A 16,625-nucleotide genomic window follows, 5' to 3' on the forward strand; every position below is an offset into this window, starting at 1 on the left:
CACGCGTTCGGCAGGCAACTCGGGGAGCGTCGCTGCGAGCGCGGCGCCGGACGGCCGCACAGGAGGGCGCGCACCGCCGTGGACTGGTTCACCGCACCCGACTACTGGCTCAGCCGGCTGGTCTTCCAGCGGGCCCTGGCGGCCGTGTACCTGGTCGCGTTCCTGACGGCCGCGCTCCAGTTCCGGGCGCTGCTGGGCGAGCGCGGCATGCTGCCCATCCCCCGTTTCACGGCCCGGGTGGGGTTCCGGCGCGCCCCGAGCCTGTTCCAGCTGCACTACTCCGACCGCTTCTTCGCGGGCTGCGCCTGGACGGGCTGCGCGGTGTCGGCGGCGCTGCTCGCCGGGGCGGACTCCGCGCTGCCGCTGTGGGCCGGGATCCTGCTGTGGCTGGTGCCGTGGGCGCTGTACCTGTCGATCGTCAACGTGGGCCAGACGTGGTACGCGTTCGGCTGGGAGTCGCTGCTGCTGGAGACGGGGTTCCTCGCCGCGTTCCTCGGCAACGGCGAGGTGGCGCCGCCGATCGTCGTCCTGTTCCTGCTGCGCTGGATCCTGTTCCGGGTCGAGTTCGGCGCCGGGCTGATCAAACTGCGGGGCGACGCCTGCTGGCGGAAGCTGACCTGTCTGCACTACCACCACGAGACCCAGCCGATGCCGGGCCCGCTGAGCTGGTTCTTCCACCACCTTCCCGGACCGCTGCACCGGGTGGAGGTGGCCGCCAACCACGTCACCCAACTGGTCGTACCGGTCCTGCTGTTCACCCCGCAGCCGATCGCCTCGGGGGCCGCCGCCCTGATGATCGTCACCCAGCTGTGGCTGGTGCTCTCGGGCAACTTCTCCTGGCTCAACTGGATCACCATCGTGCTGGCCCTGTCCGCGCTCCGGCTGCCGGCGTCGGCGCCGTCCGTACCGCCGGCACCGCTGTGGTACGAGGTCGTGGTGCTCGCGGTCGCGGCGCTGCTGCTCTTCCTGAGCCACCGCCCGGTGGTGAACATGCTCTCCCGCCGTCAGGTCATGAACCGCTCCTTCGACCCGCTGCACCTGGTCAACACCTACGGCGCGTTCGGCAGCGTCAGCCGGGTGCGCTACGAGGTGGTGGTCGAGGGCACGCTGGACGACACCCCGCGCGCGGACGCCGACTGGCGGGAGTACGCGTTCAAGGGCAAGCCCGGCGACCCCCGGCGCTGGCCCCGCCAGTTCGCCCCCTACCACCTGCGCCTGGACTGGCTGATGTGGTTCGCGGCGCTGTCTCCCGGTTACGCCGGGCAATGGTTCGGCGCCCTGGTGGAACGCCTCCTGGAGAACGACCGGGACACCCTGCGGCTGCTCCGCCGCTCCCCGTTCCCGCCGGACACCCCGCCCCGCTACGTGCGGGCCCGGCTGTTCCGGTACCGCTACACGAGCTGGCGGGAGCTGCGGGAGACGGGGGCGTGCTGGGAGCGGACGTTCGTGCGGGAGTACCTGCCGCCGACCCGGCTCGCCGGGGCCGCGCAGAGGTCGTAGGCAGGGCCGGCCGGGGCCGGCCGGAGACCGTCACGGCAGCCCGCGTACGACGGGCAGGGCGGGCGGCAGCAGGCCGCTCCCGCGCAGCTCCTGCCAGCAGGCGTCCGGCACCGCCGTCGCGAACTGATCGGCGCAGTCGTGCACTTCGGCCGCGGAACGGGGGCCGACCAGGACGCTGGCCACGGCCGGGTGCGCGGCGCAGAAGGCCAGGGCGGCGGCGCGCAGGGGGGTGCCGTGGCGTTCGGCCACCGCTCGGACGCGCAGCGCCCGGTCGAGCAGCTCCCGCGGTGCGCGCCTGTAGTCGTAGGTCGCCCGGGGCGTCGGGTCGGCCAGCAGGCCGGAGTTGAAGGGACCGCCGACGACCACCGAGACGCCCCGCCGCAGCGCCTCGGGCAGCAGGTCGGTCGCCGCGCTCTGGTCGAGCAGGGTGTACCGCCCCGCGCAGAGCACCACGTCGACATCCGTGTCGCGGAGGAAGCGGGTGAGCATCCCGGTCTGGTTCATGCCCGCGCCGATGGCGCCCACCACCCCCTCCGAGCGGAGTCTCTCCAGGGCCGGGTAGCCCTCGCGGAAGGCCTGCTCGGCGTGGTCGTCGGGGTCGTGGAGGTAGACGACGTCGACCCGGTCGAGGCCGAGGCGGTCCAGGGCGGCGTCGAGGGTGCGGCGGATGCCGTCGGCGGTGAAGTCCCACACCCGGCGGTGGGTGGCGGGTACGGCGAAGCCGTCGGCCAGGTCGTCGCCGGTGCCGCCGGCCGGCTCCAGGCGGCGGCCCACCTTGGTGGAGACCGTGTAGCGGGAGCGGTCGTACTCCCGCAGGGCCGCGCCGAGGCGGCGTTCGGACAGGCCGAGCCCGTAGTGGGGGGCGGTGTCGAAGTAGCGGATGCCACGCTCCCAGGCGGCCCGGACCGCCGCGTGCGCCTGCTCGTCGTCCACCGGGGTGTAGAGGTTGCCTAGGGCGGCGGCGCCGAAGCCCAGCGGGGTGACCTCGACACCGCTGCGGCCCAGGGCGGTCACCGGTCCCCCGCCGGCCGGGGCCGGACGGCGGACCGGCGGGCCTGCGGGACCCTGGGGTCCGTGAAGTCGCGCATACGGCTTCTCCCTTGCGGGTGTCGGGGTCGGCGGCCCGGTGACCGCCTCGACAGGTGTAGCGCGCGATGGACTCCGGGCGCACGACGACCGGGGCCGGGGCGTCGGCCGGCGCGTCACCGGCCGGCGCGCGGCCTGGTCCCGGGGCGGGCGGACACGCACGAGGCGGCCCTGCCCGGGACCGATGGGGGACGGTCGACGGACAGGGCCGCGGTTGGCCTGCCGGCAGCCGATGGGGGCCGGATACCGGACAGGGCCAGGGGTGGCCTGCCCGGCACCCGACGGGGGGTTGGTGGTGCCGGACAGGTCCGCGGGTGGCCTGCCCCGTACCCGACGGGGGACGGGTGCGGAGCAGGGCCGCGGGTGGCCTGTCCGGCGACCGGTGGTGTACGGACGCCGGGACAGGGCCGGGGATGGCCTGCCCGGCACCCGACGGGGGGTTTGTGGGTGCCGGGCAGGTCCGCGGGTGTGCTGCCCCGCACCCGACGGGGGGCGGCTGCGGGACAGGTCCGCGGGTGGCCGGCGGGACCGGCCGGTCTGGGGTCAGGCCCGGGCGCCCAGCAGACGTACGACGTCCACGACGCGGTGGGAGAAGCCCGACTCGTTGTCGTACCAGCCGAAGATCTTCACGTGGCGCCCTTCGCCGGTGACCGTCGTCAGCTGGGAGTCGAAGATGCAGGACGCCGGGTCGCCGATGATGTCGGTGGAGACCAGCGGGGCGTCCGTGTACCGCAGCACGCCGGCGAGCGGTCCGGCCGCCGCCTCGGCGAAGAGCGCGTTGACCTCTTCCACGGTGGTGGGCCGGGCGACGTACGCCGACAGGTCGGTCAGCGAGCCGACCGGCACCGGCACGCGCAGCGACAGACCCGCCAGCCGGCCGTTGAGCTCGGGCAGGACGAGGCCGATCGCGGTCGCCGCGCCCGTCGAGGTGGGAACGATGTTGAGCGCCGCCGAGCGGGCGCGCCGGGGGTCCCGGTGGGGGCCGTCCTGGAGGTTCTGGTCCTGGGTGTAGGCGTGCACGGTGGTCATCACGCCGTGCTCGAGGCCGAGCCCGTCGTGGAGCACCTTGGCCAGCGGCGCCAGGCAGTTCGTCGTGCAGGAGGCGTTCGAGACGATGTGGTGGACGTCCGGGTCGTAGCTCGTGTGGTTGATGCCGTACGCCAGGGTGAGGTCCTCGTTCTTCGCGGGAGCGGAGATGAGGACCTTGCGCGCGCCGGCGTCCAGGTGCGCGGCGGCCTTCTTGGCGTCGGTGAAGATGCCGGTGGACTCCACGACCACGTCGACGCCCAGTTCGCCCCACGGCAGCTTGCCCGGCTCGCGCTCCGCGTGGACGGCGATCCTGTGCCCGTCCACGTAGAGGGCGTCGCCCTCGGCGACCACCTCCGCGTCCAGGCGGCCCATCGTGCTGTCGTAGGCCAGCAGGAGCCCGAGTGTCTCCGCGTCGGTGAGGTCGTTCACCGCGACGATGTCCAGGTCGGCCCCCTGGGCCAGCGCGGCCCGCAGGAAGCCGCGGCCGATGCGGCCGAATCCGTTGATGGCGACCTTGATGCTCATGTGTCCTGTCCTTCTGTGTTCGTCAAAGGCGTCGGGGCGGCGCTCCGGCCGGTGGGGCGGCGGGCGCTACTTGCGCGCCGCGAGGAGGACACCGGCCCCGCCGAGGACGAGCCCGATGATCGCGGACAGCCCCAGCGTCTGGTCGATGACCAGCCAGGCCAGTACGGCGGTGACCGCAGGGGTGAGGAAGAAGAGGGTGCCCACGCGGCTCGCGGCCTGCTTCTTGAGCATGAAGTTGAGGAGCAGGAACGTCCCCACCGAGTTGATCAGGACGATCCAGGCCAGCGAGCCGCCGAACCCGGCCCAGTCGGTGACCTCCGGGTCCTCCAGCGCCAGGGTCATCACCAGCATCACCGGCGCACTGGCGAGGAAGTGCACCGCGGTGCTGCTGCGTACGTCCGCGCCCTGGGTGAAGCGCTTCTGGTAGACCGTGCCCACGCTCAGGCCGAGCAGGCCGACGAAGGACAGCACGATGCCGCTGACGGAGGAGTCGAGCGCCCCGCCCACCGCGATCGCGACGCCGACGCCGCCGACGGCGAAGCCGAGCCACTGCTGCCGGCTGATCGTCTCACCGGCGACGAAGCCGGCCATCAGGGCGATCAGCACGGGGTTGAAGCCCTGGATCAGCGCGACGAGGCCGCCGGGCAGACCCGCGCCGATGGCCGTGTAGAAGGCACCGAACTGGACGGCCTGCATCAGCAGTCCGGTGACGATCACGTGCAGCAGCAGCCGGCCCTTGGGCCAGGGGGCCTTGGTCACCACCACGACGCCGGCGAGCAGGATGCCGGCGACCGCGAAGCGGCAGAAGGTCAGCAGGAGCGGCGGCGCGGCGTCCGTGCCGATCACGGCGGCGATGAACGCGCTGCTCCACAGGACCACGAAGACGGCGGGGATCGACGCGGAGACCCACGCCGGGGCCCCGGTCCTCGGCGCCGGGGCGGCCGGCGCTGCGGCCTCCGCCTCGGCGAGTTTCAGGTCGTCGCGTTCTGCCACTGAGGGGACCTCTCACTCATGAATAACCACCCAATGAGGTTACGGGCGGAACCATACCGACCGCGAGAGCAACCGGTCAATGTGGTTACCCGCCGCCGATCAACCCCCGTGGACAACCTGCTGGTGGGGTTACTCTTGCCGAATGAAGTTCGCATTCGTCAGTGGCAGCGTGGCCCTTGACTTCGTCGGTACCGTGCAGAGCCGACGCGACGAGGCACTGGATCTGCTCATCGCCCCGGCCGACCTGTCCGCGTGGACCACCGCCTCGGGCATGCTGACCGAGCCGGCCCGGGCGACCGCGGCCGACCTGTCCGCGGCCCTTGATCTGCGCGAGGCGATCTACCGCCTGACGCTGGCCTCGACGACCGGATCGCCCTTCGACCCCGCGGACTGCGCCGTCGTCAACCGGGCCGGCACCCGGGCCCCGGTGCGGGGCGAACTGCGGCCGGACGGCACCCTGCTGCGGCACGGCACGATCGGGGCCGTCCTGTCGACGCTGGCCCGCGACGCCATGGAACTGCTCACCGAGCCGCCCGGCCAGGTGAAGGAGTGCGCGGCCCCGCGCTGCACCCGGCTCTACGTCGACCGCTCCCACCGCGGCTCGCGCCGCTGGTGCGACATGGCCCGCTGCGGCAACCGGGCCAAGGCCGCGCTCTACCGCTCCCGCCACGCCTGACGCGCGGGCCGCCGCGCCCCGGGGGCCGGAACCGGGCGAGCCGAGGGAGCCGGGCGAGCGCGAGGGAGCCGGGTGTGCCCGAGGGAGCCGGGTGTGCCCGAGGGAGCCGGGTGTGCCCGAGGGAGCCGGGTGTGCCCGAGGGAGCCGGGTGTGCCGGGCGTGGGCCGGGCGAGCCGGTGAGCGCCGCTACGCCCGGCGCAGCCGCAGTGTCACCAGCTCGAACGGCCGCAGCCGTACGGTGATCCGGTCGCCCTCCCGCACCGGTGCCGCATCACCGCCCGGCCGTTCCAGCAGGTCCGTCGCGGTGACGTCCGCGACCGCGAAACCCGCGGTCAGGGTCGCCCGGACACGGCCGCCGTGGGCCTCGTGGAACCGGACGACCACGTCCCCGCTGCCGTCGTCGGCGAGCTTCACCGCCGTGACCACGACCGCGTCGTCGTCCACCGTGACCAGCGGGGCGACCTCACGGGCGCCGGTCACGTGCCGCTCCGGCAGATTGATCCGCCAGCCCTCGCGGACCGCGTCGGCGATCGAGGCGCCCGGCACCAGGGCGTGCCGGAAGCGGTGGACGCCCTGGTCGGTCTCGGGGTCGGGGAAGCGCGGGGCGCGCAGCAGCGACACCCGGACCGTCGTGGTCGTACCGCGGTCGCCGTCGGCGCGCACCGTGCGGGTCACGTCGTGGCCGTACGTGGAGTCGTTGACGACGGCGACACCCCAGCCGGGCTCCGCCAGGTGGACGAAGCGGTGGTTGCACGCCTCGAACTTGGCCGCCTCCCAGGAGGTGTTGGTGTGGGTGGGACGGAAGGCGTGCCCGAACTGGGTCTCGGAGGCGTAGCGTTCGGCGTGCAGGTCGAGCGGGAAGGCCAGCTTCAGGAACTTCTCGGTCTCGTGCCAGTCGACCTCGGTGTCGATGACCAGCCGCCGTTCCCCCGGCGGCAGCGTCAGCACCTGGGTGACCCGGGAGGCGCCGAAGCTGCGTGTGATCCGCACCGAGGCGCCGTCCTCCCCGGCCGTGACCGACTCCGCGCCGGTGAGGTCGGTGACGGTGTTGCGGTAGAAGGAGTCGACGTCCCAGGCGTCCCACATGTTCGGGAAGTCCGGGTGGAGCTGCAGGAGGTTCGCGGCCGCGCCGGGGGCGACGGTCTCGCGGTCGGCGGCGGGGTCGTGGACGGAGACGACCAGGCCGCGGTCGTCGACGGTGATCCGCAGCAGGCCGTTGTCCAGCGTGAACCCGCCGTCCTCGCGCGCCGCGAGCGTGGTGCCGCCGGGCGCGGCCGGGCCGGCGGCACCGCCGGCCGGGACGCCGTGGCGGGCGTGCGGGGCGGCGTTGAAGAGCAGCGGGGTGGTGCCCTCCCCGGCCAGCGCGCGCTGGGCGCCCTCGATGATCGCGGTCAGCTCGGCGGCCAGGCGCTCGTAGGTCGCCCGGGCCTCCCGGTGCACCCAGGCGATGGACGAGCCGGGCAGGATGTCGTGGAACTGGTGCAGCAGGACCGTCTTCCAGATGCGGTCGAGCTCCTCGTACGGGTAGCGGAACCCGGTGCGTACGGCAGCGGTGGCCGCCCACAGCTCGGCCTCGCGGAGCAGGTGTTCGCTGCGCCGGTTGCCCTGCTTGGTCTTCGCCTGGCTGGTCAGGGTGGCGCGGTGCAGTTCGAGGTACAGCTCGCCGACCCAGACGGGAGGATCGGGGTACTCGGCCTCGGCCTTCTCGAAGAACGCGCGCGGCGTCTCCCAGACCACGGTCGCGGAGCCTTCGAGGTCCCGCAGCCGGGCCGCCTTGGCGACCATCTCCCGGGTGGTGCCGCCGCCCCCGTCGCCCCAGCCGGTGGGCGCGAGGGAGTGCCGGGCCCGTCCCTTGTCGCGGAAGTTGCGGACCGCGTGGGCGATCTCGCCGCCCGTCATCGAGCAGTTGTAGGTGTCGACGGGCGGGAAGTGCGTGAAGATCCGGGTCCCGTCGATGCCCTCCCACTGGAAGGTGTGGTGGGGGAACTTGTTCGTCTGCGACCAGGAGATCTTCTGTGTCAGCAGCCACTTGGAGCCGGCCGCCCGGATGATCTGCGGCAGGCCCGCGGCGAAACCGAAGGTGTCCGGCAGCCACGCCTCCTCGTTCTCGATGCCGAACTCGTCGAGGAAGAACCGTTTGCCGTGCACGAACTGGCGGGCCATCGCCTCCGAGCCGGGCATGTTGGTGTCCGACTCCACCCACATCCCGCCGGCCGGCACGAACCGCCCGTCCGCCACCGCCTTCTTCACCCGCGCCCACACCTCGGGACGGTGTTCCTTCACCCACGCCCACTGCTGGGCCTGGGACATGGCGAACACGAACTCCGGCTCGTCCTCGATGAGCGCGGTCATGTTGGACGCCGTACGGGCCACCTTGCGCACGGTCTCGCGCAGCGGCCACAGCCACGCCGAGTCGATGTGCGCGTGGCCGACGGCGCTGATCCGGTGGGCGGACGGCACGGCGGGCGCCGACAGCACCCGTGTCAGCGCCGCCCGCGCCCGGTCCGCGGTGCCCGCGACGTCCTGGATGTCGAGGGCGTCCAGACACCGTTCGACCGCGCGCAGCAGGTCCCAGCGGCGCGGGGAGTCCACGGGCAGCTCGGCCATCAGCTCGCCGAGCACCTCCAGGTCCATCGCCAGCTGCCAGACGCCCTCGTCGAAGACGGCGAGGTCCATGCGGGTGAGCGTGTACTGCGGCTCCCGCCCGGCGGTGTCCTTGTCGCCGAGCCAGGTGGGCCGGAAGGGCCGGTAGTCCAGCACGACCGGGTTGGAGGCCGCCTCGATGTGCAGGCGGACCTCCTCGCCGCCCGCGACGGGCGCGCCGACCCGCACCCACTGGTTGCGCGGGTTGAGGCCCTTCACCGGGGTGCCGTCGGCCCGGTAGACCAGGCCCTCGCACTGGAAGCCGGGCATGTTCTCGTCGAAGCCCAGGTCCAGCAGTGCCTCGACGGTCCTCCCGGCCCAGGCCGCGGGCACGGCCCCGGTCACCCGGAACCAGCTGGTACCCCAGGGAGCACCCCAGCGGGTGCCCACCTCGATCGGCTCGGGCTCGGCGGCGAGCCCCTCCTCGACGGGCACGGGCTCGCCCGGCGCGTGCCACACCGCGACGTCGAGCGGCACGGACTCGGGGTACACGGCGGGGCGGACGCGTTCCTCGAGGACGCGCCTGAGGCGGGCTTCCACCAGCGTGCGGTCGTCATGCATGCGGGGTGCTCCCTGCGGGTTCCGGGCGGTTACCAGGTGTGGGTGACGGTCACGGGGGTCGAGGCGTTGTAGAGCTCCCCCACCGCGCGCACTTCGAACCGCGCGGCCCTCTCACCCTGCTCGGGCCGCAGGCCGGAGAGGAAGAAGGCACGCTGGCCGGTGGCGCCGAGGAAACGGCGCGTGCCGTCGGACAGGAGGCGGTGGAGCGTGTAGTGGCGGACGGGGCCGGGAGAGGCGTTCCAGGCGAGGCGGAGGTCGCCGCCGCCCGCCGCGGTGACGCGGGCGCCGCGCGGGGCGGCGGGCGGGGCCGGGGTGCCGGCACGGCGGACGGCGAGTCCGCCCAGCCGCCAGCGCAGCGGGCCCCGCCCGGTGGTGAGCCGGACACCGAGGGAGTGCACGGTCCCGCAGAGCCCGGTGAGCGGGGCGGTCACGGTCCGCCAGCCGTTGACCGACCGCACCCGGGTGCGCCGGCCGGCCGGGTGCACGGCCAGGTACCTGTACGGCGGTGCCGCTCCCGGCGCGTCCGGCTCGGCCGTCGCCACCGCCAGCTCGACGTTCACCTCCCCAGCCTCGCTCCGGCTCGTCAGTTCGACAACGGTGTCCGCGCCGATCGGCAGCCGGGTCGCGTACAGGTCCACCACCACCGGCTGGTCCGGTTCCCCCGCCACCAGCACACTGCTCCCGCCCCGCCAGGCGTCGGCGAAGTCGAAGGAGACCGCCGGCCGCTTCCCCGCCGTGCGCACCACCCACCGCCGCGACGGCAGCCGGTCCTGCAGCCCGAGGTGGTTCCAGGGCGTCGTGGAGGTGACCGCGCCCTCCTCGTACCACCGCAGCCCGTGCCCGGTGTTGAACACGCTCGCGAACGGCACGCGGGTGACCGTCGACCGGTCCGCCACGGACAGCGCCGGGGCCCGCCACGGGTCGCTCGGGTCGGGCCGTGCCGGGTCCGGCGACCGCCCGGTCCAGAACCGGTCGTCGGCCGCGTGGAAGTCCTCCGGTGCGCGCCGGTCCGCGGGCAGGTGGTTGCGGGTCCACTCCGGCCGGTGAAGACCGATCGAGGTCACGTGCGGCTCGCCCGCCGGCACGATCGCGTCCCAGTCCACGGACGTACCGGGCCCGCTCGACTCCACGTCGACGCCCGCCCACAGTTCGTACCGGCCGCGCCCCAGCCGCCGCGCCTCCCTGCCGGACTCCGCGAGGCCGGACGCGTTCCACCGGAAGTCCACGAACATGTCGTCGGCGGCCTGGAAGAACGCCTGGTTCCGGCCGTTCAGGGCGCCCTGCCAGCCGACCGTGCCGTCCACGGTCATCGCGTCGTACCAGGTCACCCGCTGTCCGCCGGCCGCGGCGAGCGCCTTGAGCTCCTTGACGAAGCCCAGCACGGCCGTGCCCAGCGCGCTGTCGCCGCCCTCCGTCTCGGCGTTCAGGAACCAGCCGTCGAAGCCGTACGCCGCCGCCACCGCGACGAGTCGCCCGGCGAGCGGGTAGCGGCCGGCGGCGTCCTTCCGCACCAGGTCCCGGGTCCACCGGAGCTGTCCGCCGTAGGCCACCGGTGGCAGGAAGACGGTCCCGAGGACCGGGACGCCGTGCCGGTGGGCGGCGTCCACCAGGGGCGCGTTCGGCGCGAGGATCAGGCCCTCGCCGGCCGAGCCGCCCCAGAACACCAGCTCGTCCAGGTAGGCCCAGTGGGTCAGGGCGTAGGTGTCGGCGGTGGCCGAGCCCTGGGAGGGGTTGCCGGAGGTGGGCCCGAAGGAGACCAGTGCCTGGACGCGGGCCTGGCCCCGGCGGGCGGTGGTGTTGGCGGGGGTGGGGGTGAAGCGGGGCGCGAGCGGCACGGACGCGGTGTTGAAGGCGAGGTCGGGGTCGTCGGCCGGGCGCCAGGTCCGCAGGCTGCGCCAGGTGATGCCGGGGCCGGGGCGGCCGGCGGGCAGCGAGTCCGGGTACCAGTAGGAGGCGTACGGCGGGGTCGCGGCGGGCGGGCGCCGGGCCGCCGCGGCGGGCGGCGCGGGGGCCAGGGCGGCGCCGGCGGAGGCGGTGGCGGTGGCGGCGATCAGGACCGTGCGTCGGGTGGGATTCACGAGCGGGTGCCTCCTCGCGGGGTGGACAGTACCTGGCCGGGAGTGACGACGCCGGTGATGCCGCGCGCGGCGAGGTGGTCGCCGTCCCCGGCGCGTGTGTCGAGCACGGTGGTGGGGCCGGCGCCGTCGGCGACGAGCCGGAAGAAGGCGTCGAAGACCTCGCCGCCGGGCGCGCAGCGGGAGCGGCGGGCCGGCGCGGCGGGTACGACGAGGGCCGTGCCGCGCACCGCCGGGGCGCGGTGGGTCCGGCGGGCCGCCTCGGCCAGCACCCGGGCGATGTCCTTCGGCCGCCGCTCGCCGGTGAACAGGCCGAGGGAGTATTCCAGTTCGGGGAAGTCGGCGAGAGCGCGCGGCACGTCGTGGGAGCACCACCAGGTGACGCCCCACAGGTCCGGGCAGTCCAGGACGTGGGTGATCGTCGCCTCGGCGAAGGCGGCGGCGTGCTCGGCGGGCACCAGGGGCGCGGGGGCGCCGACCTCCTGGAGCCAGACCGGCCGGTGCGGTTCGTCCGCGGCGGTGACGTCCGGATCGGTGAACAGGTTGCGCCGGTGCCAGGTGCGGGTCCAGGCGGGCAGGAAGTCGAAGCTGCCGAGGTGGCCCTGGAGTCCGTCCACGGTGACGTCCAGGCCGCGTTCGGCGGCCGCGTCGGCCAGGGCCACGAGCTGTTCGACGGCGCGTGGCCTGTAGTTGACGCCGAAGCGCACGGCAGGAGGCATGGCTGTCCCTTGCAGGAGGTGGACGTCGTTCAGCCCTTGACCGCGCCCTCGCCGACCCCGCGGAAGAAGTAGCGCTGGAGGCAGGCGAAGAGGGCGATGAGCGGTGCGACGGCGATGACGGTGCCCGCCGCGACGAGGCGTTCGTCGTCGGCGAAGGTGCCGTGCAGGTGGTTGAGTCCGATGGTCAGGGTGAACTTGGCGGGGTCGCTGAGGACGATCAGCGGCCACAGGAAGTCGTCCCAGGCGCTCATGAAGGCGAAGATCGCGACGACGGCGAGGGTGCCTCTCACCGAGGGCAGCGCCACGCGCCAGAACCGCTGCCAGACGTCGGCGCCGTCGACGCGGGCCGCCTCCTCGGTCTCGTAGGGCAGGTTGCGGAAGGCGCCCCGCATCAGCAGCACGTTCATCGCGCCGACGGCGCCGGGCAGGACGACCCCGATCAGCGTGTTGTTGAGGCCGAGTTCGCGCATGGTGGTGAACTGGGCGATGACGATGCCCTCGACGGGCACGAGCATGGCCAGCACGAAGACGACCGTGGTCCCGCGCCGGCCGCGGTAGCGCAGCCGGGCCAGGGCGTACCCGGCGAGGGCCGATCCGACGCAGTTGGTCACGACACTGGCGGTGGCGACCTTCAGGGAGTTGAGGGCGTAGTCCCAGACCGGGACGGTGTCGGCGACGCGCGCGTAGTTGTGCAGGGTGGGGTGCGCGGGAAGGAAGCCGGGCGGTGAGCCGTAGATGTCCTCGGTGGGTCCTTTGAGGGAGGTGGACAGCTGCCAGAGGAACGGGCCGAGGGTCAGGGCGAGGACGGCGAGGAGCAGCAGGTAGCGCCAGACCAGCTCGCCGGCCCGGATCCGGCGGCCGTGCTCGTCGGTGACGCGCGGCTCCCGGGCCGCGGTGGCCGGCCGTCGGGGCCGTGCCTCCTCCGGGGCGCTCACGGCTCCTCCCTCCGGTCGGCGCGCAGCACGAGCAGCATCAGGGCGACGGTGACGGCGAACACGACGACGGAGAGCGCGGAGGCGTAGCCGACCCGGCCGGTGAGGCCGGTGCCGGTGCGCTGGACCAGCATGACGAGGGTGGTGTCCTCGCCGGCGGGACCGCCGCTGGGGCCGGCCATCAGGTAGACCTCGGAGAACACCTTGAAGGCGGCGACCGAGGAGAGCGCGGCGACCAGCACCATCGTGGACCGTACGGCGGGCACGGTGACGGACAGGAAGCGGCGCACCGGTCCGGCTCCGTCCACGGCCGCGGCCTCGTGCAGCTCGCGCGGGACGTTCGCCAAAGCCGCGAGGTAGATGATCATGTAGTAGCCGAGGCCCTTCCACACCGTGACGGCCATCGCGCTCAGCAGGAGCAGCCACTGGTCGCCGAGGAAGCCGATCCGGCCGATGCCCACGGTCTCCAGCAGCGAGTTGACCAGTCCGCGTTCGTCCAGCAGCCACACCCAGATCAGCCCTACGGCCACGATCGAGGCGACGACCGGGGTGTAGAAGGCGGAGCGGAAGAAGGTGATCCCGGGGATGTTCCTGCGCACCAGGAGGGCGAGCAGCAGCGGCAGCACGACCAGCGCCGGGACGACGCCCAGGACGTAGAGGGTGCTGTTGCGCAGGCCGGTCCAGAACATGTCGTCGTGGAGCAGCTCGCGGTAGTTGGCGAGTCCGACGAACCGGCCGGGGACCAGGGTGCGGCGGTCGGTGAGGGAGTTCACCAGGGTGGAGACGAAGGGGTAGAGCACGAAGGCGCCGGTGATCACCAGGCCGGGGGCGGCGAACAGCCAGGGGCTGAAGGCGCGTTGACGCTTGACGCGCAGGGGCGCGGCCATGGCCGGTCAGTCCCGCGCGAGCAGCCGGTCGGCGGCCTCGACAGCGTTGTCGAGGGCTTCCCGGGGGCTCTGTCTGCCCTGGAGCGCCTTGGCGACCTCGTTGCGCAGCGCGGTCTTCATCTGGTCGCTGAACAGGACGGGGGTGTAGTTGACGGCGTTCTTCAGCGACTTGGCGGCGGCGACGCGCACCCGGGTCTCGTCGGTGCCGTCCTCCTCGGTGAAGTACGGGTCGTCCAGGGAGCCGGCGGTGCTCGGGAAGATCGCGACCTTCCTGGCGAAGGACATCTGGTGCCGCGCGTCGGTCACGAAGTGCGCGAAGGCGACCGCGGCCGGGGTGTGCCGGGTGCGGGAGTTGACCATCACGCCCATCACGTACATGTTGACGTGCCCGGTGCTGGTGATCTGGTCGGTGATGCCGATGTTCCGGTACAGGCCGGGCGCGTTCTTCTTGAAGTTGCCGAGGTCCAGGGCGCTGCCGGGGTTCATGGCGACGGCCCCGGTGAGGAACTTCTTGCCGGTGGACTGCGGGGTGGCGGTCAGCGCCTGCGGATCGAGGGCCCCGGCGTCGTACAGCTCCTTGTACCGGGTGAGGAGCTCGACTCCCTTGGCGTCGTTGAAGGTGAAGCCGGTGCCGTCCTCGTTCATGAGCGGGACGCCGTAGCGGCCGAAGTCCTCGATGGTGGGGACGTTGGCGAGGGTGGCGACCTCGCCGTCGGTCCGCTTCGCCATCCGCAGGGCGTCGGCGAAGAGTTCGCCGTAGGTCCTCGGCGGCCGGCCGGGGTCGAGGCCGGCCTTCTCGAACAGGGCCTTGTTGTAGAAGAGCGGGCCGGTGTTCAGGTACCACGGGAAGGCGTACGTGCCGCCCGTGCCCGGTATCCGGTGGCTGGCCCATGCCCCCTGGAGGTACTCCGGCCGGTACGTCGCCGCCGCCTTGTCGAGATCGAGGGCGAGGCCGGCCTCGGCGAGCGGGGCGACCAGGTCCGGGGAGACGTTGACGACGTCGGGCAGGGTGCCGCCGGCCGCATCGGCGCCGAGCTTGTCGGGGTAGCCCTCGGCGGGCTGGTCGATCCATTTCACCCGGGTGCCGGGGTGCTTCTCCTCGAATTCGGCGATCAAATCCTCGAAGTACTGCTTGAAGCCGGCGCGCAGATTCCAGGTCTGGAAGGTGATGTCGCCCTCCACCTCGCCGGAGGCGTCGGCCGTGCCGCCGTCGTCGGCGCCCGAGCCGCAGGCGCTCAGCGGCAGGAGGAGGGCGGCAGCGGCGGCGGCGAGGGCTCTGCGGGACATGGGCACGGTGACACGGCTCCCTTGCCGGGGTCGGCGGTCGCTGGCGCCAGTGACCTTGCACGCGGCTTTCGCGGAAAGTCAATGCACTCGTCCGAACTAAAGAAAAAGGGGGTTCATCAGTGCTGGTCACGAGATTCTGACCGAAAACCGGCCGCAGTTCGCTAATGCGCTTTAGAGTCTTGACACTCAAGCGCTTTAGCTCACCGTCGGGAAGGAAGGGGGGCGACGTGCCGACCAGACGGTCCCCCGCACGCCGGCCGACCATGAAGGACATCGCGCGTCGCGCCGGGGTCTCCGAGAGCGCCGTGTCGTTCGCGCTCAACGGACGCCCCGGCGTCTCGGAGGCGACCCGTGCCCGGATCCGGGGGGTCGCCGAGCAGCTCGGCTGGCGCCCCAGCACGGCCGCGCGCGCCCTGTCGGGCGAGGGCGCGGCCACGGTCGGTCTCGTCCTCGCCCGACCCGCGCACACGCTGGGCGTCGACTCCTTCTTCCTCCAGCTCGTCTCCGGCATCCAGGAAGTCCTGGCCGAGCGGCACCTCGGGCTCCTGTTCCAGGTGGCGCGGGACGTGGCCGACGAGTGCGCGGTGTACCGGCGCTGGTGGGCGGAGCACCGGGTGGACGGCGTCCTGGTGGCCGATCCCCGTGCCGCGGATCCCCGGCCCGACCTGCTGGACGAACTCGGGCTGCCCGCCGTGGTGATCGGCGGCGCACCCGGCGCGGGCCACTCCGGGCTGTCCACGGTCTGGGCGGACGACGCGGGCGCGATGGCCTCCGTGGTGGACGAGCTGACGGCCCTCGGACACCGGCGGATCGTCCACATCGCCGGCCTGCCCGATCTGGCCCACACCCGGCGGCGTATCGCCACGCTGCGCGCGGAGGCGCGGCGGCGCGCCCTGACCGAGGTCCGCTCGGTGACCACCGACTACTCCGACACGGAGGGCGCCGCGGTGACCCGCCGGGTGCTGGGCACCGCCCCGCCCCCGACGGCCCTCATCTACGACAACGACGTGATGGCCGTCGCGGGCGTGGCCGCCGCCGCCGAACTGGGCTTCCGTGTCCCGCGGGACGTGTCGGTCGTCTCCTGGGAGGACTCGGCGCTGTGCCGCATGGTCACGCCGCGGCTGTCGGCGCTGTCCCGCGACAGCGCCGGGTTCGGCCGCACCGCGGCCCGGGAGCTGCTGGCCCTGCTCGACGGCCACGCGGCACGCGCGGTGGGCGTGCCCGTGCCCCGGCTCACGGGCCGGGGCAGCACGGCGCCGGTTCCGGCCAACCAGCCCGCCGCTCCGTCCACTTGAGGCACCGTCCGCCGCTACGATGAGCCCTCCGGACGCGGCGGGGAAGAGGAGAGCGGGCTTGGACCAGGAACGGGACGCGGGCGGCGAGACGGTCGTACCGGTCGAGATCGACGGCCAGAAGGTGCTGTTGGCGATCGGGCCGGGCGGCGGCAAGGCGGCTTTGGCCCTCGGCGAGGAGCAGGAGATCGGCTGGCGCAGGCCCCGCCTGGAGCCCGTGCTGGACGGCCTGACCGCGGTCGCCCGCGCCATGGGCACGCGGCTGCGGCAGACCGGGGCGTCCAGGGCGACCGTCGAGTTCGGCTGCGACGTCTCCTTCGACACGGGTCAGTTCCTGGCCGTGGTGGGCAAGGCGTCGTCCAGGTCCACCTGGAAGGTCACCCTGGAGTGGACCGCCCCGGAGCCTCCCGGGGACTAGGA

General features: G+C 73.4%; 13 protein-coding genes. 4 read left to right on the forward strand and 9 right to left on the reverse strand.

Annotated features, from left to right (window positions below; genetic code table 11):
* The first annotated feature begins 78 nt into the window (after window positions 1–78).
* Window positions 79–1,500: a lipase maturation factor family protein gene (locus ABZ576_RS10115; protein WP_360738245.1), complete on the forward strand. Its 1,422-nt coding sequence runs from the start codon at window positions 79–81 to the stop codon at window positions 1,498–1,500.
* A 30-nt stretch (window positions 1,501–1,530) separates the two neighbouring features.
* Here the strand turns inward: ABZ576_RS10115 and ABZ576_RS10120 are convergent, their stop codons facing one another.
* The 3 genes from ABZ576_RS10120 to ABZ576_RS10130 all read right to left on the reverse strand — a co-directional run bounded on the left by ABZ576_RS10120 (window position 1,531) and on the right by ABZ576_RS10130 (window position 5,133).
* Window positions 1,531–2,514 (reverse strand): aldo/keto reductase, encoded by a 984-nt coding sequence (locus ABZ576_RS10120; RefSeq protein WP_360738247.1) that lies wholly within the window; start codon window positions 2,512–2,514, stop codon window positions 1,531–1,533.
* Window positions 2,515–3,129: 615 nt separating this feature from the next.
* Window positions 3,130–4,140, reverse strand: coding sequence for a type I glyceraldehyde-3-phosphate dehydrogenase (gene gap / locus ABZ576_RS10125; RefSeq protein ID WP_360738249.1), 1,011 nt, complete (start codon window positions 4,138–4,140; stop codon window positions 3,130–3,132).
* A gap of 66 nt (window positions 4,141–4,206) precedes the next feature.
* On the reverse strand, window positions 4,207–5,133 hold the full coding sequence (locus ABZ576_RS10130) for a DMT family transporter (RefSeq protein WP_360738252.1): 927 nt from the start codon (window positions 5,131–5,133) through the stop codon (window positions 4,207–4,209).
* Between the two features lie 142 nt (window positions 5,134–5,275).
* Between ABZ576_RS10130 and ABZ576_RS10135 the strand changes: the two genes are divergently transcribed.
* Window positions 5,276–5,809: an ABATE domain-containing protein gene (locus ABZ576_RS10135; RefSeq protein ID WP_360738255.1), complete on the forward strand. Its 534-nt coding sequence runs from the start codon at window positions 5,276–5,278 to the stop codon at window positions 5,807–5,809.
* A gap of 186 nt (window positions 5,810–5,995) precedes the next feature.
* On the opposite strand, the gene ABZ576_RS10140 is transcribed toward ABZ576_RS10135, so the two are convergent.
* From ABZ576_RS10140 to ABZ576_RS10165, 6 genes are read right to left on the reverse strand one after another with little or no spacing between them, the layout of a single operon-like run.
* Complete coding sequence (locus ABZ576_RS10140) at window positions 5,996–9,013, reverse strand: glycoside hydrolase family 38 C-terminal domain-containing protein (protein ID WP_360738258.1); 3,018 nt, start codon at window positions 9,011–9,013, stop codon at window positions 5,996–5,998.
* Window positions 9,014–9,042: 29 nt separating this feature from the next.
* The gene (locus ABZ576_RS10145; RefSeq protein ID WP_360738261.1) at window positions 9,043–11,091 is read right to left on the reverse strand and encodes an endo-beta-N-acetylglucosaminidase; all 2,049 of its coding nucleotides are present in this window, start codon (window positions 11,089–11,091) and stop codon (window positions 9,043–9,045) included.
* Window positions 11,088–11,807 (reverse strand): hypothetical protein, encoded by a 720-nt coding sequence (locus ABZ576_RS10150; protein WP_360738263.1) that lies wholly within the window; start codon window positions 11,805–11,807, stop codon window positions 11,088–11,090. The genes ABZ576_RS10145 and ABZ576_RS10150 overlap by 4 nt, the downstream gene beginning before the upstream one ends.
* A 29-nt stretch (window positions 11,808–11,836) precedes the next feature.
* Window positions 11,837–12,742 carry a carbohydrate ABC transporter permease gene (locus ABZ576_RS10155; protein ID WP_360738265.1) on the reverse strand — a complete coding sequence of 302 codons (906 nt, stop codon included), beginning with the start codon at window positions 12,740–12,742 and terminating at the stop codon, window positions 11,837–11,839.
* The gene (locus tag ABZ576_RS10160; protein WP_360738267.1) at window positions 12,739–13,626 is read right to left on the reverse strand and encodes a sugar ABC transporter permease; all 888 of its coding nucleotides are present in this window, start codon (window positions 13,624–13,626) and stop codon (window positions 12,739–12,741) included. The genes ABZ576_RS10155 and ABZ576_RS10160 overlap by 4 nt, the downstream gene beginning before the upstream one ends.
* A 6-nt stretch (window positions 13,627–13,632) precedes the next feature.
* A complete protein-coding gene (locus ABZ576_RS10165; RefSeq protein WP_360738270.1) occupies window positions 13,633–14,919 on the reverse strand; it encodes a sugar ABC transporter substrate-binding protein in 1,287 nt (428 codons plus the stop codon).
* 221 nt (window positions 14,920–15,140) lie between these two features.
* On the opposite strand from ABZ576_RS10165, the gene ABZ576_RS10170 reads away from it, so the two are divergent.
* Together ABZ576_RS10170 and ABZ576_RS10175 are read left to right on the forward strand one after the other, a co-directional pair.
* Window positions 15,141–16,208, forward strand: a complete 1,068-nt coding sequence (locus tag ABZ576_RS10170) for a LacI family DNA-binding transcriptional regulator (RefSeq protein ID WP_360738272.1) — start codon at window positions 15,141–15,143, stop codon at window positions 16,206–16,208.
* A gap of 58 nt (window positions 16,209–16,266) precedes the next feature.
* The gene (locus tag ABZ576_RS10175) at window positions 16,267–16,623 is read left to right on the forward strand and encodes a CU044_2847 family protein (RefSeq protein ID WP_360738274.1); all 357 of its coding nucleotides are present in this window, start codon (window positions 16,267–16,269) and stop codon (window positions 16,621–16,623) included.
* Window positions 16,624–16,625: the final 2 nt, after the last annotated feature.

It is taken from the genome of Streptomyces sp. NPDC013455, assembly GCF_040632975.1.
Lineage (GTDB): Bacteria > Actinomycetota > Actinomycetes > Streptomycetales > Streptomycetaceae > Streptomyces.